Genomic DNA, 23,331 nt, shown 5'->3' on the forward strand with positions numbered 1-23,331 from the left:
AATGCCAGCCAATAGCTCAAACAATTCGATCACCACCCAATTGGGTAGCGATGGCTTAGGCCAGCAGCCCTGGTGGGTTTTGGAATGGATGGAATTAATTAATTCCTATCGCTATAAAAAGCGTTTGGAAAGGGCTTGGATATATGCGCGGGAGGGGAATGTGCTCTCCATACGTTTTGAGGGTCGCAAGGTGCAGGCCCAAGTGCAAGGCACCGAAGCAGAACCCTACAGGGTGAAATTATGGCTTGATGTGTTAACTGATGAGGATTGGGAATTTGTTCTAGAGGCCCTCAGCCAAAAAGCGCGCTGGGCTTGTCAACTACTGGCGGGGATCATGCCCCAGGATATTGAGCGGGCATTTGCCGCCAGTGGCCGCAGGTTATTTCCATTTAAATTAGACGAAGTTGGCAGTGAATGCAGCTGCCCTGACAAGGCAAACCCCTGCAAACATATAAGCGCTGTTTATTATTTAATGGGTGATCGTTTCACTGAAGATCCCTTTGTGTTGTTTCAATTGCGCGGCCGCAGTCGCAATCAATTACTGCAGGAGCTAGCCGAAAGGCGGCGGTTACTATTGCAAAACAGCAGTGCCCCTGCAAAACAAACTGCTGGCTCTAACAATGGCCCCGATCCAGCGAACTGGTGGAGCTACAACTCCCCATTAGACCCTGATTTGGTGGTGATCACCCCTGCAATCGAAGGGGGTACGGGCTTAGCGGAGGCAGGTGAACTGCCTTTAGCGGAGGAGCCACTGCACCCCCAGGCAAATCAATTGTTTTTGGAGCGTTTACGAGAACACGGCAACCAAAAAGCCCAACTGGCCATGGTTGAAGCGATGGCCGCAGCCGCCGCTGGCAGCCCATGAAGCTAACAATGCCTGCGGATCCGCCATGGCTTAGCCCCCAAGCCCTGGGGCTGGTGAGCTTGATCCTGCAATCCCATCAAAAACTATTCGGCCGGCCCCTGATTAAGGCCCAAGGCAGCCGCCTTGCCGCCCAGGAGTTATTTGTGCTCGACCAGGTGGTGCTATGCCACAACGGCGCTGAAGATCCAAGTTTTATTTATGCCAATCGTGCCGCCCTATGTCTTTTTCAGCGCAGCTGGCAGGAGATGGTGGGTATGCCATCTCGGCTTAGCGCCAGCCAACAGCAACGCTTAGATCGTGAAAAGTTTCTCGCTCAAGTAAGGGAAAAGAATTGCATTGATGGTTATGCAGGTGAGCGTATTAATAGCCAAGGCAAACGCTTTCAAATAAGAGGTGCAAGGCTATGGAATTTGTTTGATGCCGAACAGCACTATCGGGGTCAGGCCGCTTGCTTTAGCGATTGGTGGTGGTGTGGAGAACCGAATCTGGTATGGAGTGCCGAACCAAAAAGTACGGTTGCCCCACTACGCAGAAGCATTTCCATTGCCGAAGATTGATTCGTTCATTGATATTCGAATCATGCTCACCCGCCACACCACTCCCTTTGATCTTTTCGAAAAACTTGAGCAGCAATTAGCCCAAGCCGAAAGGGTGCCCGCAGCTGAAGTTATTGAAACCAACGACAGCTACCAAATCGCCCTGGAATTGCCCGGTGTTGATCGCGAATCAATCGATGTGAAAGCAACCGAGCGCAGCTTGGTTATTAGCGCTGAACGCAAGGCGCCCGAATCAGCAAACGAAACCGAAGCCCAAGCCCTGGTGAGAGAGTTTCGCTACGGCAATTGGAGCCGCAGCTTTCGCTTCCCCCGCGGCATCAATCACAACAGCTTAAAAGCCAACTACAAAGATGGCTTATTGCAAATAAATGCACCAAAAGCAGAATCAAATGCTGCCGTAAGTGTTGTGGTTGAGGGCTAAACCCAAAGGGCCCATGTGGAGCATTTAGGTTTAGGCCACCAGCAAACCGAGATGCTCCACATAGGGCAAAAAATCACGATCAGAAAAAAGCAACGGCAGTTTTGTTTCAATACATGCTGTAGCAATAATTCCATCGATTGTTTTACGCACGGTGATTCCTTTGCTTCGCAAATATCGATAGTTTTCCACAGCTTTATATTTACAATTATCAGCAAGCATTTCTATGCTGCCTAGGGAACTAAATATTTCACTGGCAACCTCCATATCCTTGCTATTGCGAAAACCTTGCAAAACCTCCACTAGGATTAAATCGCCAATGGCAATGGGCGTAACACCCAAACAAGATTCCAAACGCTCCACCTCAAGGGTATTTTTTCCATTAAAAAAATCAATCCACACGGAGGAATCAACAACGATCATTTATTAATCTGATCGATCCATTCTCATTAGCTCCAGATCAGCATCCCAAGGCAATTGGCCGCGAAAATTTTTTATCAAACGCTGCTGATTTAGCAGCACAAGAGCACGCAAACCCTTCTCCACAACCTCTCTTTTTGTGCTAGCACCACTCGCCAGCATGGCCTCCTCCATCAACTGATCATCAATAACAATGTTTGTTCGCAATTTTGACGCCGCGCGAAAACATACACACATTATAGCCTGCTTCTACACATGGGCCAAGGTGGCCTAGGGCACAGTTGTTTAAGCCTGCAACAGGTAAGACTCATTAAGAATCAATGCACGGTATGGGATGGAATTGGTTCGCGTTTGCACAGCCACCGCCCCAGGCTTACGCATTTGGCTAAACGCCCTGCGTAAAGACCTCATGCGTTTGGGCCACCGGGTGGAGATTATCGACAACGGGGCAGTGCACGGAGCACTGCGGGCCAGCCACCCAGATATTGAAGGTTTGCTTTGCCTTGATGCCACCCTGCAGCCGGATCGAGAACAAGGGGGCCTTGAACTTTTAACCCGCCTTCAATGGCACGGGGAACCGGGCACCGATGAAACCCTGCAGCAATTTCGCGATCAGGTGTGCGCCCTGGTGGCATCTATCCCAGGGCTGAGCTTGCGCAACAACAGCATCAACCCAGCCTTAGGCTTGGTTTAGTGATTAATTGCCATGGAGCCCCGGCTCACCCTGCAGCAGGCTGAAATAGCCGCCGATACCACCACCTTGCGGTCGCTTGATTGGGATCGCAGCCGTTTTGACATTGAATTTGGCCTCCGCAATGGCACCACCTACAACGCTTTTTTGCTGAGGGGTGAACGCACCGCCTTAATTGATTCAAGCCACGCAAAATTTCGTAACCAATGGCTACCGGCCTTAACGGATTTAATTAATCCCACTGAAATTGATACCTTAGTTATTTCCCACACAGAACCAGACCATTCCGGTTTGGTTGCAGACCTATTAGATCTCAACCCCGAACTAGAAGTTGTTGCCTCCAAGGTGGCGATCAATTACCTCGAAAGCATGGTGCATCGCCCCTTTCGCAGCCGCGCCGTAAAAAGCGGTGATTTCTTGGATCTTGGCACTAATAGCAGCAGTGGTATCAACCACAAACTTGAATTTCTCAGTGCGCCGAATCTGCATTGGCCAGACACTATTTTCAGTTTTGATCACGGCACCGCCGTGCTTTACACCTGTGATGCCTTTGGCTTGCACTACTGCAGCAATGAAATTTTTGATCTGGATCCTGGTGCAATCGCTCCAGACTTTCGCTTCTACTACGACTGCCTGATGGGCCCCAATGCCCGCAGTGTATTGCAGGCCCTTAAACGAATTGAGGCGCTGCCACCGCTGAAGCTAATCGCCACCGGCCATGGCCCTTTATTGCGCGATCATCTCAAGCTATGGCTAACCGACTACGGCGATTGGAGCCGTGAACGCAGTAAAGGCGACCGCTACGCCGCTGTTGTTTACGTGAGTTCATATGGCTTCTGTGATCGCCTCAGCCAAGCCATATCCCGCGGCATAAATAAAACCGAATTGCCTGTGCAACTGGTTGATCTACGCGGCACCGATGCCCAAGAGCTATCAGCCTTAATCGGGGAAGCGGCTGCAGTAGTGCTGCCCACACCCCCCAGCAACAGGGATAGTGAATTACAAAACAATTGGGGCACCGTGTTAGCTGCCCTTAATGCCAAGCAACCCGTGGGTTTATACGACGCCTATGGCGGCAACGACGACCCCATAGATGCCATTGCCGGCCAACTGCGGGAGTTGGGTCATGCTCAAGCCTTTGCACCCCTAAGGATTCGCACGGTGCCTGATGCGGCCGCCTATCAACTCTGCGAAGAAGCAGGCACAGATCTGGGCCAATTGCTGCTGCGTGATAAGGCAATCGCCGCCATGAAGGCCCTTGATGCCGACCTGGACAAAGCGCTCGGACGCCTCAGTGGTGGCTTGTATGTGGTAACTGCGAAACAAGCCGAACGCAGTGGTGCCATGGTGGCCAGTTGGGTGAGCCAGGCCAGTTTTAATCCTCCTGGTATCACCGTTGCAGTAGCTAAAGATCGCGCCATCGAAGCGCTAATGCAGGTGGGAGATAGGTTTGTTTTAAATGTGTTAGCTGCCGATAATCACCAGAATCTATTGCGGCATTTCCTCAAGCGCTTCCCCCCCGGCGCCGATCGCTTTGCTGGTGTTGCCACCCTTGAGAATGCAGCGGATGGTGGTCCGGTTTTGAGTGAAGCCCTGGCCTTCCTTGATTGTGAAGTGAAGCAGCGCCTTGAATGCAACGACCATTGGCTCATCTACTCCCATGTTCGCAACGGCAACGTTGCTAACCAACAGGCCCTCACCGCCACCCATCACCGCAAAGTGGGGAACCACTACTAATGGCTGATCGTTGGGTTATCCAGATACCGCTGGAAGATGGTTTGGTTTGCCTGCGGGGCATAAGCCCTAGGCGCTTGCGCTTTGAGGTGGAATATGGATTAGAGCGTGGCACCTGTCACAACAGCTTTTTATTTCAAGGTGTTGGCAATTCAGCCCTGTTGGTGCATCCCCCAGGTGCTGCTTTTGCTGAACCATTTCTGCAGGCACTCACTCAACTGGTGCCAACCCAAAGCAAATTAACGGTTGTGCAGGGTGATGTGAATCCAAATCGGGTGGCATTACTGCAGCAATTAGTGCAAATCTGGCCCCAATTCAATTTGGTGGCATCTAATGCAGGCGCCAAGCTACTAGAGGAGCTTTGGCAGCAAACACCACTACCAGCGATTGAGATAGTTAAACATGAACTTCAACTACCCCTAGCTGATGGGTTTGAGTTGCAACTGTTGGCATTGCCAACACCCCGTTGGCCCGGCGGTTTAGCTGCTTTCCATGGCGCCAGTGGCCTCCTGATGAGCGGACGATTTTTTGGCGCCCATCTCTGCACCGAGAGCTACGCCGAAACCAACCCAACAAGCAGTAGTGAAGATCGCCGCTACTACTACGACTGTTTGATGGCACCGATGGCAAACCAGGTGGAGCTGGTGGTGAATCGCCTGGAGGAATTAGCAATCCGCAGCATCGCCCCGGGCCATGGTCCAGCCATTGTTGATAGCTGGCGCAGCCTGCTTGCCGATTACCGCCGCTGGGGGGAAGCCCAACGCAAAGCCAGCCTTGTTGTAACGCTGTTGTATGCCAGCGCCTACGGCAACACCGCAGCGATTGCCGATGCCATCGCCCAAGGCATAGCAAAAACAGGTGTGCGGGTTAACAGCCTCAATTGTGAATTCAGTGAAGCCCCCCAACTGCTGGCTGGAATTAAAAATTGCGATGCCGTTCTAATTGGATCGCCAACCTTGGGGGGCCATGCGCCAACACCAATCGTGTCGGCCCTTGGCACCTTGCTGGCTGAGGGTGATCGCAGCAAACCTGTGGGGGTATTTGGCAGTTTTGGCTGGAGTGGAGAAGCCTTGGATTTATTGGAAAGCAAGCTCACTGATGCTGGCTTCCAACAGGCTTTTGAAACGATTCGGGTGAAATTCAGCCCTGATCCACCAACGCTTAAACGCTGCGAGGAAACCGGTATGGCCCTAGCGCGGCTACTGCAACAACAACAAAAACGCCAACAAAAACGCAATTCTGGTGGCCTCAGTGAAAGCCGCAGCGACCCGGCTGTTTTAGCCCTAGGCCGGGTGATCGGCTCCCTATGCGTGCTCACAGCCCAAAAAGGGGAAGGGGAGCAAAGCCTCAGTGGCGCCATGGTGGCCAGCTGGGTGAGCCAGGCAAGTTTTCAACCGCCTGGTTTCAGTGTGGCGGTAGCTCGAGATCGCGCCGTGGAGGCATTACTACACATTGGCGATCGCTTTGCCTTAAACGTGCTGGCAGAAGGCCGTGAATTGGCAACGATGAAGCAATTTCTCCAACCCTTCAGCCCCGGCAGTGATCGTTTTGCTGGGCTTGAATTGCGCAGTAGCCCTGCCGGCCAGCCGCTGCTGCCGGAGGCCCTAGCTTGGCTGGAAGCCACGGTGCAACAAAGGATGGATTGCGGCGACCACTGGGTGCTCTATGCCCAAGTAACGGCGGGGGGCTTATTTGATGAAACAGCACTAACAGCTCTGCACCACCGCCGCAGTGGCGCCAACTACTAACCGCTTAATTATCTGGCTTTAGCAAAAAAGCGTGCCAACAGCTGAAAGTTGGGTTCAAATGGCATTGAGAAAGGGATTTCTAGTTGTGCAAGCAGGCGAACCGATCAGCAAAACCCTAGAACCAGCGGTTAGATACAGGGGTTTTGTATTAATACCCCAACCAGATTTGAGTTGGCTGGTGCGGCCTGAACGCAGCCCAATGCATGTGTTGCCTTTTCGGGCACCTGCCTGTTCAATTTCTGATGTGAAAGCCTTGGTGGATTGGCGCCTAGCGCGGTTGGGAAGGGATAGGCGGCCGCGGCTCGATCTACTTCCTAAACAAACCGATTCACGGGGCATTAGCCCCAGCCAATTGCGCCTAGAGGCAATGGCGGGGAAACAACAAAAATATTGCGCTTAAGCGGCTTGGGGTGGTGGCGTTGGATCCCAGCTATGGATAGGTAAAACCAAGGTTGCCCAATGTTCAGGGCGTTCGGGCCGCCGGCGCTTGGCCTTGCGCACTCCAAATGGAACCCTCACCACATTGGTGCCTTCCACATTTATGGTTTCGCCATTCGCCAAGATCTTTGGCAGGAGAGCTTCTGTGTTTAAAGCTTCCCTGTTTTTGGTGTCGCTAAATTTGCTGGCCATGATCCCCATCAAGCAGCGTTGAGCGAAAAACCGCGGGGTTTCCACCGCAGTTGGACCAGATAATGCACCAAAGGCAAGCCACAAATCAAGTAGAAAATCTTAAATTTTAATTGGCTGGATTTAATCGCTTCTAAACTTTTGGCCAAATCCCAGTTACAGCAGAGTTTTAGCCAGATTCCAGCTCCTGCACCGATGGGCAGCTACACACAAGGTTGCGATCTCCGTAGGCGTTGTCGATGCGGGCCACAGCTGGCCACAACTTGTTTGTTTTCAAGCCAGCCACGGGAAAAGCAGCTTGTTGGCGGCTATAGGGCCGATCCCATTGATCTGCGGTGAGGGCTGCTTGGGTGTGGGGCGCCCTTTTGAGTGGGTTGTTCTGGGGATCTGATTGGCCCGTTTCAATGGCTGCCACCTCAGCCCTAATCGCCACCATCGCCTCCACAAAACGATCCAGTTCCTTAAGGGATTCACTTTCTGTGGGCTCCACCATCACAGTGCCCGCCACTGGCCAACTCACCGTGGGGGCATGGAAGCCGTAATCCATCAGCCGTTTGGCCAAATCATCCACCTCCAAACCAGCACTGTTTTTTAAAGGTCGTAAATCGAGGATGCATTCATGGGCCACCCGGCCATTGGCACCGCGATATAGCACTGGGTAATGGGGATCAAGCCTTTCAGCTAAATCATTGGCAGCCAGCAGCGCCACTGCAGTGGCCTGGCGCAGGCCTGCACCTCCCATCATCCGGATATACATCCAACTGATCGGCAGGATGCTGGCGCTACCCCAAGGGGCCGCCGCTACGGCACCAATGGCCTGGCTGCCGCCGCAGCTCACCAGGGGGTGTCCCGGCAGGTAGGGGGCCAAGTGGGCTGCCACCGCAATCGGCCCCACCCCTGGCCCACCACCGCCATGGGGGATGCAGAAGGTTTTGTGCAGGTTTAGATGGCACACATCAGCGCCAAACCCCCCCGGCTTGCACACTCCCACCTGGGCATTCAAGTTGGCCCCATCGAGATAAACCTGGCCCCCATGGCCATGTACCAGGCTGCAGATCTCAGTGATGCCCTCCTCAAATACCCCATGGGTGGAGGGATAGGTAACCATTAATGCCGCCAGTTGGTTGCTGTATTCAGCTGCCTTGGCGGCCAAATCTTGACGATCGATATTGCCATTGCTATCGCATTGCACTGCCACCACCTGCATGCCTGCCATCACTGCACTGGCTGGGTTGGTGCCATGGGCGCTGGTGGGAATCAGGCACACCCTGCGATGGCCCTCCCCCCTACTGCGGTGCCAAGCGCGAATCACAAGCAGGCCGGCATATTCCCCCTGGGAGCCAGCATTGGGCTGCAGCGACACCGCAGCAAAGCCCGTGAGCAGCGCTAACCACTGTTCCAAATCAGCAATTAAACGGCTGTAGCCCCTGTATTGACCTGCCGGCGCAAAGGGATGCATGGCACTGAAGGCAGGCCAACTAACCGGCAACAGTTCCGCCGCCCCATTCAGCTTCATGGTGCAGCTGCCCAAAGGGATCATCCCGTGCACCAGGGAAAAATCCTTTGCCACCAACCTTTGGATGTAGCGCAGCAATTCGGTTTCACTGCGATAGCACTGGAATACCTCCTGCTGCAGCCATGGTTTCAGCCGCGGCCCAATCCCCCCCACCCCAGGGGGACAAGCCTCAAACAAGCTTGCTAGCGGCGGTGCAGCTAGCCCTAAGCCAGCGGCAAATAGGTTCAAGAGCTGCTCCAGCTCCTTTTCATCGCTGCAGGCATCAAGGCTGATGCCCAGCCCATCAGCCAGCTCTAAAAAGTTGAAACCCGCCGCTTCAGCCCTGGCAATCCAGCTGGCGGGATCCGCCACAACTAGCCGCAAGGTATCGAAACTGGGCTCGGCTACCAACTCAAAACCCAGCTGGCTTAAACCCTTGGCCAAAGCTGCCGTTAAACGCTGCACCTGTTGGGCTTGGGCCCGCAAACCAGCGGGGCCGTGGTGCACGGCATAAAAGCCAGCTAACACCGCCAGCAGCACCTGGGCGGTGCAGATATTGCTGGTGGCTTTATCGCGGCGGATGTGCTGCTCCCTGGTTTGCAAAGCAAGCCGCAGGGCTGGATTGCCTTCTTTGTCTTTGGATACCCCAACCAAACGGCCGGGGATTTGTCTTTTATAGGTTTCGCTGCAAGCAAAAAAAGCGGCATGGGGTCCGCCAAAGCCCAGTGGTACGCCAAACCTTTGGGCGCTACCAACGGCAATATCAACCCCTAAATTGGCTACTGGTTCCATCAACACCTGGGCCAGGGGATCCACAACGGCAATAACCAGGGCCCCAGCTGCTTTTGCCCGAGCGATTACCGCCCCAGGGTTTGGGCAAGCACCACTGGCCCCTGGCAGCTGCAGTAGTAGGCCAAAGCTATCGCTGCTGAATTCCATCTCGGCCGGATCCTCCAGCACCAACTCAATGGCTAGGGGTTCAGCGCGGGTTTGCAGCACCGCCAGGGTTTGGGGAAACAGATCCGCTTGCACATGGAAACGCTTTGACTCCGGCCGGTTGCTCACTCCCCGAGCTAGGCCCATCGCTTCCGCTGCTGCGGTGGCCTCATCCAGCAGGGAGGCATTGGCGATCGGTAAGCCGGTGAGCTCACTGATCAAGGTTTGGAAATTGAGTAGGGCCTCGAGGCGCCCCTGGGCAATTTCCGCTTGATATGGGGTGTAAGCCGTATACCAGGCCGGATTTTCAAACACATGGCGCTGCAACAGAGCCGGGGTGGGGCAGCTGTAGTAGCCGAGGCCGATCAAACTGCGCAGCAACTTATTTTCACTGGCCAGTTTTTGCAGATCGGCCAGGGCCTCACCTTCAGGGCAACCCTCGGGTAAACCGCCAAGGGCCTCCTCAGGGCTCAGCAGGATCGCCGCAGGAACGCATTGCTGCAGCAACTCCTCCAGGTTTTGGCAGCCAAGCCGCTCCAGCATTAATGCTTGATCAAAAGGGGAAGGGCCGAGGTGGCGCTGCACAAAACCATCGATTTGATTCACTTGCTACTGCCCTCCACCTTGGCGCCATAGGCATCTGCGTCCATGAGGGCAGCAAGCTGTGCCGCATCTGTGGCTTCCAGCTCCAGCAACCAGCCGGCCCCATAGGGATCGCTTTGGAGCAACTCAGGCTGATCGATCACCGCCTGGTTGCAGGCCAGCACCCGCCCTGCAATGGGGGCATACATCTCCTCCACCGCCTTAACGGATTCAACGGTGCCAAAGCTTTTGCCCTGCTCTAAAGCAGTGCCAGGGCTTGGCAGTTCAACAAAAACGATGTCGCCCAGTTGCTGCACCGCAAAAGCACTGATGCCCACCCGCATGGGGGCTGCATTTGGAGCTACATATTCATGGCTATCTGCATAACGCAGATCAGCGGGAAAGGAGAGGGCCATCGCCATGGGCTGGAAAGCTCCCTCAGTTTGGAGCAAGGGCCCACCAGCTTGTGAGGGCAGCGGCAAGGGCTAGGGCCCCATGGCTGCGATGGGTGCCCCCTTGGCTATAGAGCACATAGGGTTCCCGCAGGGGGGCATCGGCGGAAAATTCACTGGTGCTGCCATCGATAAAACTGCCGCCTGCCATCAGCAATTCGCTTGCGTATCCAGGCATGGGCGCGGGCACAGGCTTTAGGTAACTCTCAACAGGAGAACAGCTTTGGAAGGCATTGCAAACCACCTGCAACGCCCTGGGATCGCCAAATTTCACCGCTTGAATCACATCGCTGCGGGCTGCCCCCGCTAGGGGTTGCACCTCTAAAGCTTGATTGCTGAATACCTGGGCGATTAGATCAGCATTGATCAAAGCTTCCGCCACCATTTGGGGAGCGAGAAATAAACCCTGAAATAAAAGGCGATGCAAATCAAAACCACTGCCGCCGGCTGAACCGATCCCAGGGGCCGTGAGCCGGCAGCAAGCCTGCTCCACTAATTCAGCCACGCCAGCCACATAGGCACCACTGGGAACAATGGTGCCACCGAGGTTTTTGATCAGGGAACCAGCGATTAGATCGGCCCCCACAGCGGTGGGTTCCTCAAATTCCACCAATTCGCCATAGCAGTTATCAACAAACACCAACACACCTGGCTGGATTGTTTTCAGCTGCTCCACCAGTCGGCCGATCTGAGCCACTGAAAGCGAAGGGCGCCAGCTGTAGCCGCAACTGCGCTGGATCAACACCATGCGGGTTGGCTGGCTGAGGGCATCGCTAAGGCCCAGCTCATCCACATGGCCCTCGCCAGTGAGCGCTAATTCGCTGTATTGGATCCCAAATTCCGCCAGGGAGCCCTGGCCGCTGCCGCGGATGCCGATCACCTCCTCCAGGGTGTCGTAGGGGCGGCCGGTGATCGATAAGAGCCGATCACCAGGGCGCAACACCCCAAACAGGGCAGCGGCAATCGCATGGGTGCCGCTCACAAATTGCAAACGCACTGCGGCCCGCTCCGCCCCCAGCACCCTGGCAAATACCCGATCAAGGGTGTCGCGGCCCTGGTCGTTGTGGCCGTAGCCATTCACCGAAGCAAAGTGATGGCTGCCAAGTTTTTCGGCTTGGAAAGCAGCCAACACCTTGGCTAATTGGGGTTGCACCGCTGCGGTGCGCTGCTTGGCAGCAGCTTCCAGCTGGGCTTGGGCGGCCGCAACGGCATCCCAGGCGGCGGGGCTTGCCTCGGGCCAGGTGGGATAGGAGTACAAAACAAAAAATTGCTAACCACTAACCACATTCCTGCAGCGGTGGCACCCTCGATACCGTTAAATTTGAACCTTCAGTTGTTTTAAACAAAACAAGCTGGTTTCCCCGGTTGCAACAACTGGGCTTTTTCTGGAGATTCAATTGGTTGCCGCTGCCCAGCCTTCCCCTAACGCCTCTTTGAGTACCGCCGCATTAAGTGAGCAAGAACTGCAGGAAAGGCTGTATGCCAAGCGCAACCCGTTGCCGCCAACACAAAGAAAGCTAAAAAAAGGCACCTTTTTGTTCATGCTGGCCAACCATGTGGGGGCCGTGGCGGCACTGCTGCCGATGTTTTGGAGTTGGTGGGGACTACTGGCTTTTGCAAGCCTCTATTGGGTAACAGTGCTTGGCGTAACCCTTGGCTTACACCGATTGGTGGCCCACCGCAGCTTTGAAACGCCCCAATGGTTGGAGCGCCTGCTGGTGTTGATGGGCACCTTGGGTGCCCAAGGCGGGCCGGTGGAATGGGTGGGTTTGCATCGTCACCACCACAAATTTTCCGACCAGGAAAACGACCACCACGATGCCGGCAGGGGTTTGTGGTGGGCCCACAGCCAATGGATGTTGCACAACATCCCTGCCCTGGAACATGTAGATAAATTCACTGGCGACCTGCGCCGCGATCCCTTCTACAACTGGTTGGATCGTTGGTTTTTATTGCTGCAGTTACCCCTTGGTGGGCTGCTCTATTGGTTTGGCGAAGCAAATCAAATCCACGGCGGTGGTTTAGGCCTAGTGCTTTGGGCGATACCGCTAAGGCTCACCGTTGTTTATCACGTTACCTGGCTTGTTAATTCAGCCACCCACGTATTTGGATATCGCAATTTCGCCTGCCCAGATCGCTCAACCAACTGCTGGTGGGTGGCGCTTTTGAGCTTTGGTGAGGGCTGGCACAACAACCACCACGCCTTCCCCCATTCCGCCCGCCACGGCTTGCGTTGGTTTGAATTTGATATCACTTGGCAACACATCAAAGTGCTGCGTCGCCTTGGCCTTGCCCGCAAGTTGCGCCTTGCCCGCTATCCCGGTTGACGCAAACGCTCCAATAACTTATCCACGCTGGGAAAGTTAATTTCCAACGCATTAAGCGCTGTTAGCAGTTCTGGTAATTCCAGATCCAGTTCACTGGCGTTGTAATCCTGGAGGCCAGCCATCACAGCGGCAAATTTGTCGCGGCGCTGCCGCTTTTCAACGCCATAGGCCGCCATTACCCGGCCGCTGCACTTGCGCCAGGGCTGGCCAGCCGCGAGCAGATCAGCCAAGGCAGCGCTTAGGGCTGGGGATTCCGCTTCGCTGATGCGCAGATCAAAACCAGGGGGAAGGGGCCTTAAACCAACAAAGATTTCCAGCAATTCACCAGCGCCTAACACCAGGCCAGCGGCATCGATTAGGGCATGGGGAGCTGCCCCGATGCCATCGCTTAGTTCCTGCTGATCGGCAATTTCGGCGAGGGGGATCGGCGTTTGCGCTAACCACTGGTTGCAGCAGCCGAGGGCAAGGAACACCTCTGGGCCAGGGGAAGCCAACTTGCGATTGCGCAGATTTGAGAGCTGGGAGCTGTGCAACCTGCCAAGATCTAGGCGCTCCGCCAGGGCTGGCAGCACCCTGTGGGACCAGCCATTGCGTTCATGCCAGGCCCTCAAAAGGGCAGCAAAAGCGCCGTGGCCCTGCTCCAAGCGCTGGCGATAATCCACCAATGGTTAGCGATGGGAATTCGTATGCGGCTCAGCTTAATGCTCCTCCACACCCAAGTCCTTGCTTAATCCGAATACGTATTGCTATGATTTGATGATCAATACGAATTAGATCTGAATGACCAGCGCAGCATTCGCCAGCATCTCTCCCCCCAGGCGCTCCCCCAGCCTGGGCAACCCCCGCAAAGGCGAGCAAGCGGGCACGGTGCCAAAGGGCGCCCGCTGGGCCACCCTCGGCTTCATGCTGGCAATTCATCTGTTGGCGGCCTATGCCCTGCTGCCCCAATTTTGGAGTTTGCCGGCCCTGGCTTCTCTGCTGGTGCTCTATTGGCTCACGGCCTGCCTCGGCGTAACGATTGGCTATCACCGCCTGCTAAGCCACCGGGCCTTTCGCCTACCGCAATGGCTAGAGCGCTTCTTTGCCACCTGCGGCGCCCTCAGCGCCCAACACGGACCAATCGATTGGGCAGGCCTGCACCGTCATCACCATAAGTTCTCCGATACGGATGCTGATCACCACAACAGCCACCGGGGCTTTTGGTGGAGCCACATGGGCTGGATGTTCCAGGAAATCCCCGCCATGGCCTCCGTGCCCAGGCTCACTGGTGATCTGGCCAAAGATCCCTACTACCGCTGGTTGAACAAGTGGTTTCTGGTTTTGCAGTTACCCCTTGCCGGCTTGCTTTTTTGGATCGGCAGCGTAACCGGCGCCGGCGGCTGGGCCCTGGTGCTCTGGGGCATCCCCCTGCGCTTAGTACTTGTGTATCATATCACTTGGCTTGTGAATTCCGCCACCCACTGCTGGGGCAGCATTGCTTATCCCAGTGGTGATGGCTCCCGCAACAACCCCTGGGTGGCTGCACTCACCTTTGGTGAAGGCTGGCATAACAACCACCACGCCTTCCCCCACTCCGCTAAGCACGGTTTGCAACCGGGTCAAATCGACCTCACCTGGCAACACATCCGCCTTTTAAAGGCCCTAGGCCTTGCCACAAAGGTGCGCTTACCAGCTGGTGCCGTAGGCTGATGGATCGACCCAGCAGTAGCACAACTCTCAATTAAATCCCATGGCTAAGCGCGTTTCGGTGGTTCTCAGCGAAGACATCTATACCCTTGGAAAAAACGGCGACCTGGTGGATGTGGCCCCCGGCTATGCCCGTAATTACCTTTTGCCCACCGGCAAGGCCCTTGCCGTTACCCCAGCGGTGCTGCGCCAGGTGGAGCACCGCCGCGCTAAGGAAGCCGAACGGCAAGCGGCCTTGAAGGCTGAGGCCGTGGCCTTCCGCACCGCCCTAGACACGATTGGTCGTTTCACCGTGAAGAAACAAACCGGTGGTGATGATGTGCTGTTTGGCACCGTTACCAACGTGGATGTGGCCGAGGCGATTGAAGCAGCCACTAAGCAGGCGGTTGATAAGCGTAATATCAATGTGCCTGAAGTGCATCGCACCGGCAGCTACAAGGTGCAGGTGAAGCTCCACCCCGAGGTAACAGCTGAGATCAATTTGGAGGTGGTGAGCCACTAATTCACCAATGGTTGCTGTTCCCATAAACGAACCCGAACGGGAACGCCCCAAACGCACTGGTGTGGAGCTGTTTGAAGCCACACCAGATCAATTGCCGCCCCAAAACCTGGAGGCGGAAGAGGTAATTCTTGGCGGCATATTGCTAGATCCCGATGCCATCGGCCGGGTGGCTGATGTGTTGCAACCGGAAGCTTTTTACCTGGGCGCCCATCGAGAGATCTATCGCACCGCCCTGATGCTGCACAGCCAGGGCAAACCCACCGACCTCACGGCGATGGGTGCCTGGCTGGCCGACACCGGTCAATTGGAAAAAGTAGGCGGCACCAGCCGTTTAAGCGAACTGGTTGAACGCACCCTCAGCACCGCCTCAATCGACGAGGTGGCGAAGTTGGTGATGGATAAATATCTGAGGCGTCAATTGATTCGCTCTGGCAACCAAGTGATTCGCTTGGGGTTTGATCAAAGCAAACCGATGGAACAGGTGCTGGATGAAGCGGAGCAGGAAATATTTGCCATCAGCCAAGCAAAACCAAGTATTGGCCTCACCCCAACCGCTGAAATCCTCACCCGCACATTTGAAGAAATCGAAACCCGCTCCCTAGGCACAGCCGTAGCTGGGATCCCGGTCAATTTCTACGACCTCGATGCCATGACCCAAGGCTTACAACGCAGCGATTTGATAATTGTTGCTGGCAGGCCGGCCATGGGTAAAACATCAATTGTGTTAAACATGGCCAAAAATGTGGCCCAGCTCCACAACTTACCTGTGTGTGTATTCAGCCTAGAGATGAGCAAGGAACAACTCACCTATAGGTTGTTATCGATGGAGGTGGGCATTGAAAGCGGCCGCCTACGCACGGGAAGGCTTCATCAAGATGAATGGCCATTGCTGGGGCAAGGCATTAGCAACCTTGGTAGATTGCCATTATTTATAGACGACAAGCCAAATACTGGCGTATTAGAAATGCGCTCTTTATGCCGGAGATTAATGGCAGAACATGGCCGTGAATTAGGCTTAATTGTGATCGACTATCTTCAATTAATGGAGGGTTCAGGTTCTGAAAATCGGGTGCAGGAACTATCAAGAATTACGCGGGGTTTAAAAGGTATGGCACGGGAATTAAATGTGCCTGTGATTGCCCTATCCCAGTTGAGCCGTGGCGTAGAAGCACGCACTAACAAAAGGCCAATGCTCAGCGACCTGCGCGAATCGGGTTCAATCGAGCAAGATGCCGATATCGTAATGATGATTTACAGGGATGAGTATTACAACCCGGAAACCCCCGACCGGGGCATCACCGAAGTAATCATCACCAAACATCGCAACGGCCCCGTGGGCACCGCCAAGTTGTTATTTGAACCGCAATTCACCCGCTTCCGCAACCTGGCGGCACCAAGCGGCTTTTAATTCAAAACCAAACAACAGCAACATAATTTATAAATATGACCCTCTCCACTGCAGCAACTGAAAGCTTCGAGCTAATTGTGGTGGGGGGCGGCCATGCCGGCTGTGAGGCGGCCCTCACCGCTGCCCGGCTGGGGATCAACACTGCCCTTTTTACCCTCAATTTAGATCGCATCGCCTGGCAGCCCTGTAATCCAGCTGTGGGCGGACCCGCTAAAAGCCAGCTGGTGCATGAGGTGGATGCCCTTGGTGGTGTGATCGGCCGCCTTGCTGATGCCACCGCTTTGCAAAAACGGGTGCTTAATGCCAGCCGCGGCCCTGCGGTTTGGGCCTTGCGGGCCCAAACCGATAAGCGGGCCTATGCCCAACAGATGCTGCAGTTGCTGCAAAACACCCCAAACCTCTCCCTGCGGGAGGCGATGGTTACCGGCCTCGAGGTGGAAGGGAAACCAGGCGAAAATGGCCGCATCTGTGGCATCAACACCTATTTCGGCAGTGTTTATGGCGCAGACGCCGTAGTGCTCACCACCGGCACATTTTTGGCTGGCACCATCTGGGTGGGCAACCAATCGATGAGTGCTGGCAGGGCAGGGGAGCAGGCAGCTGTTGGGCTAAGCGAAGCACTCAAGGCCTTGGGCTTTCAGATGGGAAGGCTAAAAACCGGCACCCCAGCCCGGGTGGATCGCCGCAGCATTGATTTTTCTGGGCTTGAGGAACAACCAAGTGATGCGGCCGATCGCTTCTTTTCCTTTGATCCAGCCGCCTGGGTAAGCGGAGAGCAGATCAGTTGCCACATCACTCGCACCACTGCAGCCACCCATCAACTAATCAAAAACAACCTGCACCTAACGCCTATCTATGGCGGCTTTATCGATAGCAAAGGGCCCCGCTATTGCCCCTCAATTGAAGATAAAATTGTTCGGTTTGCTGAAAAGGAAAGTCACCAGATCTTCCTGGAGCCAGAGGGGCGCCATACACCAGAGATCTATGTGCAAGGCTTTTCTACCGGCCTACCGGAAAGGTTGCAACTTGAATTGCTGCGCACCCTGCCGGGCCTTGAGCAATGCGTGATGTTGCGGCCGGCCTACGCCGTTGATTACGACTATCTCCCCGCCACCCAACTGAAACCATCTCTTGAAACCAAGCGAGTGGCTGGGCTTTTCTCCGCAGGCCAATTGAATGGCACCACCGGCTATGAGGAGGCCGCTGCCCAAGGCCTTGTGGCGGGGCTGAATGCTGCACGAATGCTGAGGCAAAAGCCAGCGGTGCATTTTCCAAGGGAGGGCAGTTATATCGGCACGATGGTTGATGATTTGATCAATAAAGATCTGCGCGAGCCCTACCGGGTACTCACTAGCCGCAGTGAATATCGCTTGATATTGCGCGGTGATAATGCCGATCGGCGCCTCACTCCATTGGGCCGAGAGTTGGGTTTGATCGATAACCGTCGCTGGCAATTATTTGAACAAAAACAAGTTGCCATAACAGCTGAAATTCAACGTTTAGAACAACAACGGCTGCGGCTAAATGATCCTGCAGCAGAGGCTGTAATCGCTGAAACCGGCGCTCCGATTCGCGGTTCGATCACCCTTGCCGATTTATTGCGGCGCCCTGGATTCCATAGCGTTGATTTAGTTCGCCATGGCCTAGCAGCTGCCAACCTGCCTGCAGCTGTGCAGGAGGGGGCGGAAATTGATGTGAAATACAGCGGCTATTTAGCCCGCCAAGAACAGCAAATCCAACGGGTACAGGAGCAGGGCAAAAGGGCTATCCCCATGGCAATGGCCTACGCCGATATCAACACCCTATCGAGGGAAGCGCGTGAAAAATTAGCTGCTGTGCAACCCCTAAGCCTTGGCCAAGCGGCCCGTATTCCTGGCGTTAGCGCCGCCGATATCACCGCCCTATTGCTGCATTTGGAATTGCAAGAACGGCAAGCAAAACAATTAGCCCTCGCCAGTAACCCCAAAGATCGATAGGTTGGCACGTTCGCGGCGCCCTCCCTGACCACCAACCTGCGCCATCTCGATCAAGTGCGTCGCAACCGTTCCTATTGGGAATTGCGGGCAGAACAGATCATGGACCGGGTATTTGAACCCCTGGAGGGAAGCCCTGCGCGTCAAAAAACGATCGTTACACCAACACTTACGCCATCAATTCCCAGTAAGCCAGCAGCTAAGCGCTGGCAGCTCACCACACCAACGGCTCTGTTAATTGGCCTCACCTTGGCCAGTGCGGTGGCAGCCATGTTTTCAATGCTGCTATGGCGCAGCTGGATGCAGGCCCGGCAAGACCTGCACCAGGAACGTCAACTCTTGGTGCTGGAGAGATTGCGGGAACTCGGTCCCATCAGCCCCCCCAATCCAACCCTGATTCAACTGCCGCCGCCATTGCCTCCTCAATTGCTGCCGCCCAGTGAAACCAACCTGCCGGAACTGGATGCCGGCTCGTTTGAAACAGCTGAGCGCACTCCAGAGCCAATTCGCGTGCCGATTCCAACCAAGCCAGCAGCAGCCGGCACATCAAATACGGCAACACCACCCCTACCTGAACTGCTTGGGGTGGTGCAGGTGCCTGGCCGGGGCAGCACAGCCATCTTCAACACCAGCAACGGTTCAGTAACAGCGGCCATTGGTGATGCCATAGGCAACAGCGGCTGGCGCTTGCAAAGTGCCAGCAATGATCAAGCCCAAATCAGCCGCCAGGGGGTAATCCACCAGCTCAGCTTGAGCAGCCGCTGAGATGGATCAAACGCTGCAACCCTCACCGCCAGCGCTCTGGACAGCCCCCAACCTCGATGGTGAACCGCTCAGCGGCCCCTGGCAATTGCTGCTGCTTGGTGATGGCAGCCCCACCCGTCATTTGCAACTGCTAACCGGCCACGCCGTGGAGGTGGAGGTGGCAGCAATGGCAGCAGATCAGCAACTGAGCGCCGCGCCACAGGAGGTGCAGGAACTACAGGCACCGCTATTAAGGCGCCAGGTGTGGCTGATCTGTGGCGGTGAAACCATGGCCTGGGCTGAAAGCTGGTGGAACCAAAGCCAGGCGGATCAAAATCTGAAGGAGCGCCATCAACCGATTTGGCGCAGCCTCACCAGCAACCGCAGCGAACTATTTCGTGAGGTGGATGGCCTCACTGTGGTTCAAGCCCCATGGCTGCAGGAACGCTTCCAGAGGCCAGGACCTTTTTGGAGTAGGCACTACCGCTTTTTCCGGCAGGGGGCAACCCTCACGGTGATCAGAGAGGTGTTTTCGCCTGCCCTGGAAGGGTTGCTGGGCCCCGCCTGCGCAGCAAAAAATAATGAATTTTTGTTAAACGTGTGTGGGGATGCTGCCAAAGCGGCTTGACAGGTTGCGTTTTTCTGCTCTCGCGGCAGGATGTTATCACTATGGGAATTCCAAATGGATCCCAACCAACCCTGGTTAACCCTCACCGACCTTGGTCGCTTATTTGGTATCTCAGCCGTGTTCTGCGGCAAATTACTGAGTGAAGCTGGCCTGCGCGACCCAGACGGCATGCCAAATGATGCAGCCCTTGATGGCGGCTACGCCTTCCGCAGGCCTGAACACAACGCCAATCGCTCAATCCTTTGGCACCAACAGCGTTGCTCCGAATTGCTCTTAGAAAAAGGTTTACAACCCATGGATGAACAACAACTGGTATTGCAATGGGCCGACTTGCTCGCCGCCCTAGATGAAGGCTCCCCTTCCATCGATGCTTCCCCTGCTCAAATGGCCGAGGATCTACCCGGTCATCTGGTGCCTGCTGTGAACCAACGGCTCCAACTGCTTGGCAGTTCCTTCCAAGTAAGTGGCCGTGAAGCCGTAGCCGCTGGCAACAAGAAATAAACGCTTCGTTTATGAATCTTGCCCGGCGAGAGTTTTTATTGTTGCTTGGCGGCACTGCCGCTGGCCTTGCCTTCAACCAAGCCGGAATCGCTAAACCTGCAGTAGCGGCATTAGCCAATAAACCGCTTGCTTTTAAACCACTACGCACGCCGTTGCCATTGCCCACCGACGGCCTAAGTGCCGCTGAGCAGTTATTGCAATATCGAGTTGTAACTATCAACGATCGCCTCGAAATCCCTGAGGGCTATAGCCAAGAGTTATTAGCCAGCTGGGGAGATCCGGTTGGCAATAGTCGATTTGGCTACAACAACGACTACTTGGCCCTCACCCCCCTAAGCCAGGAGCAGGCACTGCTCACGGTGAATTTCGAATACATCAGCCCCCTGCCCTGGCGCCAGGCATTCACTGAGGTGTTAGCTGAAAAGCTGCCCTACAGCAGCGTGGTGGCTGGGCTTGAACCCCATGGCGGCAAAATCAATGCCTGGGGCTTGCCGGCAGCTGATCCATTGCGGCTTGAGATCGAAAAGCTGGCGCAACAGGCATTAATCGATCAAGGTTTAGGCGTAATCCAACTGCAACGCTTGAGCAATGGCGGTTGGCGCCGCAACCCTGGCCGCCTCGATCGCCGCATAACTGGCCTGGCGGGCCTTAAGGAGCCAAGCCAAAGGCTGCGCAGCACTGGCCCTGCCGTTGCAGTGTTTAAAAGCAGCAATCGCCAGGGTTTTAACGATGGCCTTGGGGAGGCAATTATCGGCACTTTTGCTAATTGCGCCGGGGGCACCACCCCCTGGGGGACGGTGTTGAGTGCAGAGGAAAACTTTCAATCCCAGGTGCCGGAGGCTGTTTATGCCGACGGCAGCTCCTTTCCCCCCAGTGCCAAACCATTCCAATGCACGCAACAATCGCTTTATGGCCTCGGCAATCCCTTTGGTTTAGCTGGTAATAAATATGGCTGGATGGTGGAGCTAGATCCGGCCAACCCAAACGACCCCGGCACAAAACACACAGCTTTGGGTCGCTTTCGCCATGAGGCGGTAGCCATCAGGGCAGATGCCGGAAAGCCCTTAGAGGTTTATTCCGGTTGCGATCGCCGCGGCGGCCATATCTATAAGTTTGTGAGCAATGGGCTGGTGCAAAACCCTAAAGATCCAGCCAATAGCGAGCTGTTTCATACCGGCGTGCTCCATGGCGCTGTTTTCAATCCCAATGGCAGCGGTGAATGGCGGCCCCTACTGCCCACAACAGCTGTAGCTCCGATCGCTGCACCGGTGCTAGTGCCCCATGCCAACCGCAAACAAGGGGGCGCCCAACTACTCAAACAAAGCAGCGAAATCAGCGCCTATAGCAACCAATACCGCAACCTTGGCGATCTATACAGCGAATTGGGCGCGATCTTGATCGATGCCCACCTTGCCGCCAATGCGGCTGGCATCACAGGCACCGCCAGGCCAGAAGACACTGATATTGATCCCCGCAATGGCGATTTATTAATTGCCTTCACCTCCGGCCTACCCGGTGATGAAGGGGTGCCCGACCAAAGCATCTTTAAGGGGCCTAAGGGCCAAACCCCCTGGAATGGCGGTTGGATTATGCGGCTGCGGGAAAGCGGTGGCGGCAAATTCAAATGGAGCATGGTGGCAACTGGCGGCACACCCCAAGAGGGGGGTCTTGGCTTTGCCAATCCCGACAACCTTGCCTTCGATCCCAGCGGTGCCCTTTGGATGGTTACCGACATCGGCACCAAAGAGCAAAACGACTACCGCAGCGGTGGTGAATATGGCAACAATGCCTGCTGGGTACTGCCCACTGGCGGCAGCCAAGCGGGCAAGGCTTTTTGCTTTGCGATCGGCCCGATGGAATCGGAACTCACCGGTCCGTGCCCCAGCGCTGATGGCCGCAGCCTTCTACTCGCCGTGCAGCATCCAGGCGAATTAAACGGAAGGCGGCAACGGGGAGCAAAGGAAGCCCGTGGCTTTGAACTGCAAAACAATGCAGGCAAAAGCTTTAAGCAATTGCGCTGGGTACCCCTTGGCTCCAATTGGCCCCAGGGAAGCAGTGATGCCTGGCCCCGCCCTGGGGTGGTGGCGATTCGCCGCAATGATGGCGCGCCCCTGTTGGGTTAGGGCCTAGCCCAGTTTTTTAGTGGCTTGATCGAGCATTTCCTGCAGGTGAGCCTCATCCGTGTGGCTGAGGTTGGTTTGCAGCAGATGGGCATGGGGGGCATGGCTGCGTAGTTTCTCGATCACCCGATCAACTGTTGCCTCTTTCACCATCAAGCAAAGGGCAGCTGTATTGGGCCTAAGGGTGTCGCCCACCTCCCGCAAAAAGCCATCATTTATGCCCAGGTCGGTGAGGGCACCGGAGGCAGCGCCTACACCAGCACCAACAGCAGCACCAAGCAGGGGATTAAGGAAAATCAAACCCACCAAGCTGCCCCAAAAACCACCACTCACAGCGCCTGCGGTGGTGAGATTTAGGGCCTGATGCAGTTCAACTTTGCCTTCGCTATTGCATTCCACCACCACCGCATCCTCAAGGGCGATCAGGTGGTCTTGCTGCAGAGCAACCAATTCCTTACGCACATCTTGGGCTTCTGCGGCGCTATCAAAGCCAAGAACAATCAACTGACCCATGGGTGCTGATAAAAGCTGCCTAATGCTTAGCAGGCCCAGGTGAAATAACCCACCTAAGTGTTACGGCGCCGATGGGAACGGGGCATTGGCCTTGAGCTGGGTGCTGGATCTGGAGTTGGTTCCACCGCTGGTCTGGGCTCAGGGCGTTGCCAATGGGGTGTTGTGAAAATATCGTTGTCGGGCCAGCTTTCCTGGGCTGGCGAACGGCGTGAAATGGCATCTAAGGGGCGTTTGGATGGGCGGCGTGAACCGGGGCGAGCACCGGCAACCCCATCAACAAACTCCCGGCCACGATCTAGCCAGCCCTCAAGCCGTTCTTCTAAACCAGCATCAAAAAAACGTTCTGCCATCTGCCATCAGGGCCTTGCTTGCACCTTAATGCTGCTGCGGCGCAATTGGCTTTC

24 protein-coding genes and 1 pseudogene are annotated in these 23,331 nt (G+C 55.4%); 16 read left to right on the top strand and 9 right to left on the bottom strand.

Annotated elements, in window-relative coordinates; genetic code table 11:
• Window position 1 precedes the first annotated feature (1 nt).
• From KBY68_RS07085 to KBY68_RS07095, 3 genes are read left to right on the top strand one after another with little or no spacing between them, the layout of a single operon-like run.
• Window positions 2-865, top strand: coding sequence for an SWIM zinc finger family protein (locus KBY68_RS07085; RefSeq protein WP_255096503.1), 864 nt, complete (start codon window positions 2-4; stop codon window positions 863-865).
• A complete protein-coding gene (locus KBY68_RS07090) occupies window positions 862-1,422 on the top strand; it encodes an MEKHLA domain-containing protein (RefSeq protein ID WP_255096504.1) in 561 nt (186 codons plus the stop codon). Before KBY68_RS07085 ends, KBY68_RS07090 begins: the two co-directional genes overlap by 4 nt.
• Window positions 1,423-1,444: 22 nt before the next feature.
• The gene (locus KBY68_RS07095) at window positions 1,445-1,843 is read left to right on the top strand and encodes an Hsp20/alpha crystallin family protein (RefSeq protein WP_255096505.1); all 399 of its coding nucleotides are present in this window, start codon (window positions 1,445-1,447) and stop codon (window positions 1,841-1,843) included.
• 30 nt (window positions 1,844-1,873) lie between these two features.
• On the opposite strand, the gene vapC is transcribed toward KBY68_RS07095, so the two are convergent.
• Complete coding sequence (gene vapC, locus KBY68_RS07100) at window positions 1,874-2,263, bottom strand: type II toxin-antitoxin system VapC family toxin (RefSeq protein ID WP_106500824.1); 390 nt, start codon at window positions 2,261-2,263, stop codon at window positions 1,874-1,876.
• A gap of 3 nt (window positions 2,264-2,266) precedes the next feature.
• Window positions 2,267-2,467: a type II toxin-antitoxin system VapB family antitoxin gene (locus KBY68_RS07105; protein ID WP_106500825.1), complete on the bottom strand. Its 201-nt coding sequence runs from the start codon at window positions 2,465-2,467 to the stop codon at window positions 2,267-2,269.
• Between the two features lie 127 nt (window positions 2,468-2,594).
• Between KBY68_RS07105 and KBY68_RS07110 the strand changes: the two genes are divergently transcribed.
• From KBY68_RS07110 to KBY68_RS12355, 4 genes and pseudogenes are all read left to right on the top strand, one after another.
• Complete coding sequence (locus tag KBY68_RS07110; protein ID WP_255096506.1) at window positions 2,595-2,954, top strand: hypothetical protein; 360 nt, start codon at window positions 2,595-2,597, stop codon at window positions 2,952-2,954.
• Window positions 2,955-2,966: 12 nt separating this feature from the next.
• A complete protein-coding gene (locus KBY68_RS07115) occupies window positions 2,967-4,688 on the top strand; it encodes a diflavin flavoprotein (RefSeq protein ID WP_255096507.1) in 1,722 nt (573 codons plus the stop codon).
• A complete protein-coding gene (locus KBY68_RS07120; RefSeq protein WP_106500962.1) occupies window positions 4,688-6,433 on the top strand; it encodes a diflavin flavoprotein in 1,746 nt (581 codons plus the stop codon). Before KBY68_RS07115 ends, KBY68_RS07120 begins: the two co-directional genes overlap by 1 nt.
• A 58-nt stretch (window positions 6,434-6,491) precedes the next feature.
• Window positions 6,492-6,704, top strand: a pseudogene (locus tag KBY68_RS12355) (hypothetical protein); the annotation flags it as partial.
• Window positions 6,705-6,829: 125 nt separating this feature from the next.
• On the opposite strand, the gene KBY68_RS07130 reads toward KBY68_RS12355, so the two are convergent.
• The 4 genes from KBY68_RS07130 to KBY68_RS07145 all read right to left on the bottom strand — a co-directional run bounded on the left by KBY68_RS07130 (window position 6,830) and on the right by KBY68_RS07145 (window position 11,783).
• On the bottom strand, window positions 6,830-7,063 hold the full coding sequence (locus tag KBY68_RS07130) for a hypothetical protein (RefSeq protein ID WP_255096509.1): 234 nt from the start codon (window positions 7,061-7,063) through the stop codon (window positions 6,830-6,832).
• 166 nt (window positions 7,064-7,229) lie between these two features.
• Complete coding sequence (gcvP, locus tag KBY68_RS07135; RefSeq protein ID WP_255096510.1) at window positions 7,230-10,097, bottom strand: aminomethyl-transferring glycine dehydrogenase; 2,868 nt, start codon at window positions 10,095-10,097, stop codon at window positions 7,230-7,232.
• The gene (gcvH, locus tag KBY68_RS07140) at window positions 10,094-10,489 is read right to left on the bottom strand and encodes a glycine cleavage system protein GcvH (protein WP_106499700.1); all 396 of its coding nucleotides are present in this window, start codon (window positions 10,487-10,489) and stop codon (window positions 10,094-10,096) included. Before gcvH ends, gcvP begins: the two co-directional genes overlap by 4 nt.
• Before the next feature lie 22 nt (window positions 10,490-10,511).
• Window positions 10,512-11,783 carry a methionine gamma-lyase family protein gene (locus KBY68_RS07145; RefSeq protein ID WP_255096511.1) on the bottom strand — a complete coding sequence of 424 codons (1,272 nt, stop codon included), beginning with the start codon at window positions 11,781-11,783 and terminating at the stop codon, window positions 10,512-10,514.
• A gap of 175 nt (window positions 11,784-11,958) precedes the next feature.
• Here KBY68_RS07145 and KBY68_RS07150 point away from each other — a divergent pair, with 175 nt between their 5' ends.
• Window positions 11,959-12,852, top strand: a complete 894-nt coding sequence (locus tag KBY68_RS07150; protein WP_255096512.1) for an acyl-CoA desaturase — start codon at window positions 11,959-11,961, stop codon at window positions 12,850-12,852.
• On the opposite strand, the gene KBY68_RS07155 is transcribed toward KBY68_RS07150, so the two are convergent.
• A complete protein-coding gene (locus tag KBY68_RS07155) occupies window positions 12,840-13,514 on the bottom strand; it encodes a DUF8644 domain-containing protein (protein WP_255096534.1) in 675 nt (224 codons plus the stop codon). The two genes, KBY68_RS07150 and KBY68_RS07155, sit on opposite strands and share 13 nt — an antisense overlap.
• A 118-nt stretch (window positions 13,515-13,632) precedes the next feature.
• Between KBY68_RS07155 and KBY68_RS07160 the strand changes: the two genes are divergently transcribed.
• Genes KBY68_RS07160 through KBY68_RS07195 form a run of 8 tightly spaced genes read left to right on the top strand, consistent with a single transcriptional unit; the run spans window position 13,633 to window position 22,417 of the window.
• The gene (locus KBY68_RS07160; protein ID WP_106499644.1) at window positions 13,633-14,541 is read left to right on the top strand and encodes an acyl-CoA desaturase; all 909 of its coding nucleotides are present in this window, start codon (window positions 13,633-13,635) and stop codon (window positions 14,539-14,541) included.
• Between the two features lie 40 nt (window positions 14,542-14,581).
• Entirely contained in the window at window positions 14,582-15,040 is a 459-nt protein-coding gene (gene rplI, locus KBY68_RS07165; protein WP_255096514.1) for a 50S ribosomal protein L9, read from the top strand.
• A gap of 7 nt (window positions 15,041-15,047) precedes the next feature.
• Entirely contained in the window at window positions 15,048-16,448 is a 1,401-nt protein-coding gene (dnaB, locus tag KBY68_RS07170) for a replicative DNA helicase (protein WP_255096515.1), read from the top strand.
• Window positions 16,449-16,483: 35 nt separating this feature from the next.
• A complete protein-coding gene (gene mnmG / locus KBY68_RS07175) occupies window positions 16,484-18,424 on the top strand; it encodes a tRNA uridine-5-carboxymethylaminomethyl(34) synthesis enzyme MnmG (RefSeq protein ID WP_255096516.1) in 1,941 nt (646 codons plus the stop codon).
• Window positions 18,425-18,478: 54 nt separating this feature from the next.
• Window positions 18,479-19,186 carry a hypothetical protein gene (locus KBY68_RS07180; RefSeq protein WP_255096517.1) on the top strand — a complete coding sequence of 236 codons (708 nt, stop codon included), beginning with the start codon at window positions 18,479-18,481 and terminating at the stop codon, window positions 19,184-19,186.
• A 1-nt stretch (window position 19,187) separates the two neighbouring features.
• Entirely contained in the window at window positions 19,188-19,793 is a 606-nt protein-coding gene (locus tag KBY68_RS07185; protein WP_255096518.1) for a chorismate lyase, read from the top strand.
• Window positions 19,794-19,847: 54 nt separating this feature from the next.
• Window positions 19,848-20,294, top strand: coding sequence for a hypothetical protein (locus tag KBY68_RS07190; protein WP_255096519.1), 447 nt, complete (start codon window positions 19,848-19,850; stop codon window positions 20,292-20,294).
• An 11-nt stretch (window positions 20,295-20,305) separates the two neighbouring features.
• The gene (locus KBY68_RS07195) at window positions 20,306-22,417 is read left to right on the top strand and encodes a PhoX family protein (protein WP_255096520.1); all 2,112 of its coding nucleotides are present in this window, start codon (window positions 20,306-20,308) and stop codon (window positions 22,415-22,417) included.
• A gap of 3 nt (window positions 22,418-22,420) precedes the next feature.
• On the opposite strand, the gene KBY68_RS07200 is transcribed toward KBY68_RS07195, so the two are convergent.
• Together KBY68_RS07200 and KBY68_RS07205 are read right to left on the bottom strand one after the other, a co-directional pair.
• Entirely contained in the window at window positions 22,421-22,927 is a 507-nt protein-coding gene (locus KBY68_RS07200; protein WP_106499652.1) for a DUF1269 domain-containing protein, read from the bottom strand.
• A gap of 53 nt (window positions 22,928-22,980) precedes the next feature.
• On the bottom strand, window positions 22,981-23,277 hold the full coding sequence (locus tag KBY68_RS07205; protein ID WP_255096522.1) for a hypothetical protein: 297 nt from the start codon (window positions 23,275-23,277) through the stop codon (window positions 22,981-22,983).
• Window positions 23,278-23,331 lie beyond the last annotated feature (54 nt).

Source organism: Synechococcus lacustris Maggiore-St4-Slac, from assembly GCF_024345595.1.
In the GTDB taxonomy this organism is placed as follows: Bacteria; Cyanobacteriota; Cyanobacteriia; order PCC-6307; family Cyanobiaceae; genus Synechococcus_D; species Synechococcus_D lacustris.

Excerpts from the sequence above, each read along its gene's own strand:
- KBY68_RS07095 (WP_255096505.1), top strand. The coding sequence starts at position 1,445 with ATGCTCACCCGCCACACCACTCCCTTTGATCTTTTCGAAAAACTTGAG.
- KBY68_RS07160 (WP_106499644.1), top strand. The coding sequence starts at position 13,633 with ATGACCAGCGCAGCATTCGCCAGCATCTCTCCCCCCAGGCGCTCCCCC.
- KBY68_RS07115 (WP_255096507.1), top strand. The coding sequence starts at position 2,967 with ATGGAGCCCCGGCTCACCCTGCAGCAGGCTGAAATAGCCGCCGATACC.
- KBY68_RS07120 (WP_106500962.1), top strand. The coding sequence starts at position 4,688 with ATGGCTGATCGTTGGGTTATCCAGATACCGCTGGAAGATGGTTTGGTT.
- gcvH (WP_106499700.1), bottom strand. The coding sequence starts at position 10,489 with ATGGCCCTCTCCTTTCCCGCTGATCTGCGTTATGCAGATAGCCATGAA.
- KBY68_RS07085 (WP_255096503.1), top strand. The coding sequence starts at position 2 with ATGCCAGCCAATAGCTCAAACAATTCGATCACCACCCAATTGGGTAGC.
- mnmG (WP_255096516.1), top strand. The coding sequence starts at position 16,484 with ATGACCCTCTCCACTGCAGCAACTGAAAGCTTCGAGCTAATTGTGGTG.
- dnaB (WP_255096515.1), top strand. The coding sequence starts at position 15,048 with ATGGTTGCTGTTCCCATAAACGAACCCGAACGGGAACGCCCCAAACGC.
- KBY68_RS07195 (WP_255096520.1), top strand. The coding sequence starts at position 20,306 with ATGAATCTTGCCCGGCGAGAGTTTTTATTGTTGCTTGGCGGCACTGCC.
- vapC (WP_106500824.1), bottom strand. The coding sequence starts at position 2,263 with ATGATCGTTGTTGATTCCTCCGTGTGGATTGATTTTTTTAATGGAAAA.
- rplI (WP_255096514.1), top strand. The coding sequence starts at position 14,582 with ATGGCTAAGCGCGTTTCGGTGGTTCTCAGCGAAGACATCTATACCCTT.
- KBY68_RS07205 (WP_255096522.1), bottom strand. The coding sequence starts at position 23,277 with ATGGCAGAACGTTTTTTTGATGCTGGTTTAGAAGAACGGCTTGAGGGC.
- KBY68_RS07190 (WP_255096519.1), top strand. The coding sequence starts at position 19,848 with ATGGATCCCAACCAACCCTGGTTAACCCTCACCGACCTTGGTCGCTTA.
- KBY68_RS07090 (WP_255096504.1), top strand. The coding sequence starts at position 862 with ATGAAGCTAACAATGCCTGCGGATCCGCCATGGCTTAGCCCCCAAGCC.
- KBY68_RS07110 (WP_255096506.1), top strand. The coding sequence starts at position 2,595 with ATGGAATTGGTTCGCGTTTGCACAGCCACCGCCCCAGGCTTACGCATT.
- KBY68_RS07200 (WP_106499652.1), bottom strand. The coding sequence starts at position 22,927 with ATGGGTCAGTTGATTGTTCTTGGCTTTGATAGCGCCGCAGAAGCCCAA.
- KBY68_RS07130 (WP_255096509.1), bottom strand. The coding sequence starts at position 7,063 with ATGGCCAGCAAATTTAGCGACACCAAAAACAGGGAAGCTTTAAACACA.
- KBY68_RS07185 (WP_255096518.1), top strand. The coding sequence starts at position 19,188 with ATGGATCAAACGCTGCAACCCTCACCGCCAGCGCTCTGGACAGCCCCC.